The 2,503-nt window shown below is 67.0% G+C and carries 1 protein-coding gene; it reads left to right on the forward strand.

What is annotated here, in order from left to right; genetic code table 11:
* Positions 1-2,503 (forward strand): carbamoyl-phosphate synthase large subunit (gene carB, locus Q8M13_RS01970; protein ID WP_305297944.1); only part of this gene is annotated, 2,503 nt, incomplete at both ends.

Raw genomic sequence — 2,503 nt, forward strand, 5'->3', positions numbered from 1 at the left:
GTGCACGAGGTGCTGGTCGAGGAGTGCCTGCTCGGCTGGAAGGAATACGAGATGGAGGTCATGCGGGACCACAAGGACCAGTGCGTGGTCATCTGCTCCATCGAGAATTTCGACCCCATGGGCGTGCACACCGGCGACAGCATCACCGTCGCCCCGGCGCTGACGCTCACCGACAAGGAATACCAGATCATGCGGAACGCGAGCATCGCGGTCCTGCGTGAGATCGGCGTCGAAACCGGCGGCTCCAACGTCCAGTTCGCGGTGAACCCGGCTGACGGTCGCATGGTCGTCATCGAGATGAACCCGCGGGTGTCGCGCTCCTCGGCCCTGGCCTCCAAGGCTACCGGCTTCCCGATCGCCAAGGTCGCCGCGCGCCTGGCCGTCGGCTACACGCTCGACGAACTGATGAACGACATCACCGGCGCGACCCCGGCCTCGTTCGAACCCAGCATCGACTACGTCGTCACCAAGATCCCGCGCTTCGCCTTTGAGAAGTATCCGGGTTCAGAGCCCTTGCTCAGCACGGCCATGAAGTCGGTCGGCGAGGTCATGGCTATCGGCCGCACCTTCGCCGAGAGCCTGCAGAAGGCCCTGCGCGGTCTCGAAACCGGCCTGACCGGCCTGGACGAGATCGAGATCGAAGGCGCCCATGACGCCGAAACCGGCCGCGCCGCGGTCATCCGCGCTCTCGGCCAGCCCACGCCCGACCGTCTGCTCGTCATCGCCCAGGCCTTCCGTCACGGCCTGAGCGTCGAAGAGATCAACGCGGCCTGCTCCTACGAGCCGTGGTTCCTGCGTCAGCTCGAAACCCTGGTCCAGGCCGAAGCCGGCATCCGCGACCGCGGCCTGCCCGCGACCGCCGCCGAGTTCCGCGCCATCAAGGCTCAGGGCTTCTCCGACGCCCGCCTGGCCAAGCTGACCCACACCACCGAGGCCGAGGTTCGCGAACAACGCCGCGCCCACGGCGTTCGCCCGGTGTTCAAGCGCATCGACAGCTGCGCCGGCGAGTTCCGCGCCGCCACGCCCTACATGTACTCGACCTACGAGACCGGCGCGCTTGGCCAGATCCCCGAGTGCGAGAGTGAGCCGACCGACCGCAAGAAGGCGATCATCCTGGGCGGCGGTCCCAACCGGATCGGCCAGGGCATCGAGTTCGACTATTGCTGCTGCCATGCGGCCTTCGCCCTCGGCGACCTGGGCGTCGAGTCGATCATGGTCAACTGCAACCCGGAGACCGTCTCCACCGACTACGACACCTCAGACCGCCTGTACTTCGAGCCACTGACTGCCGAGGACGTGCTGGAGCTGATCGCGGTCGAGCAGGCCCGTGGGACCTTGCTGGGCGTCATCGTCCAGTTCGGCGGCCAGACGCCGCTGAAGCTCGCCAAGCCGCTTGAGGACGCCGGTATTCCAATCCTGGGCACCAGCCCGGACGCCATCGACCTCGCCGAGGACCGCGAGCGCTTCCAGCAACTGCTGCACAAGCTGAAAATCGCCCAGCCGATCAACGCCATCGCCCGCTCGCGCGACGAGGCCTTCGCCGGCGCCCATCAGGTCGGCTACCCCATCGTCATCCGTCCATCCTACGTGCTGGGCGGCCGAGCGATGGAGATCATCCGCGACGACGAGCAACTCGAGCGCTACGTCCGCACCGCCGTGCAGGTGTCGGGCGACAGCCCGGTGCTGATCGACCAGTATCTGAGCCGCGCCACCGAGGTGGACGTCGACGCCCTGTGCGACGATGCGGGCCAGGTCTTCGTGGCAGGCGTCATGGAGCACATTGAAGAGGCCGGGGTGCACTCGGGCGACAGCGCCTGCTCCCTGCCCCCGTTCTCGCTGAAGCCGGAAACCATCGCCGAACTGAAGCGTCAAACCGAAGCCATGGCGCGCGCCCTGGAAGTTCGCGGCCTGATGAACGTGCAGTTCGCCATTGAGGAACCGCACTCCGACGCCCCGCGCATCTACGTGCTGGAAGTGAACCCGCGCGCCAGCCGCACGGTGCCGTTCGTCGCCAAGACCATCGGCAAGCCGCTGGCCTCGATCGCCGCCAAGCTGATGGCCGGCGAGAAACTCGCCAGCTTCGACCTGGTGGAAAAGCCCTTCGACCACGTCGCGGTGAAGGAAGCGGTGTTCCCGTTCGCCCGCTTCGCCGGCGTCGATACGGTGCTGGGCCCGGAAATGCGCTCTACCGGCGAGGTCATGGGCCTCGACTGGATCCGCGAGGGCGAAACCTCCTCGGCGCCCGCCTTCGCGCGCGCCTTCGCCAAGAGCCAGCTTGGCGGCGGGGTGATCCTGCCCAAGACCGGCTGCGTCTTCGTCTCCGTCCGTGAGGACGACAAGCCCTGGATCGTCGAGCCGGTTCGCCTGCTGATCGCCCAAGGCTTCAAGATCTTGGCCACCTCAGGCACCGCGGCCTATCTGGGCGAGCAGGGTCTGAACGTGGAAACGGTCCGCAAGGTCCTGGAAGGCCGTCCGCACATCGTCGACGCCATGAAGAACGGCG

Origin of the sequence: Phenylobacterium sp. (genome assembly GCF_030681155.1) — a bacterium.
In the GTDB taxonomy this organism is placed as follows: Bacteria; Pseudomonadota; Alphaproteobacteria; order Caulobacterales; family Caulobacteraceae; genus Phenylobacterium.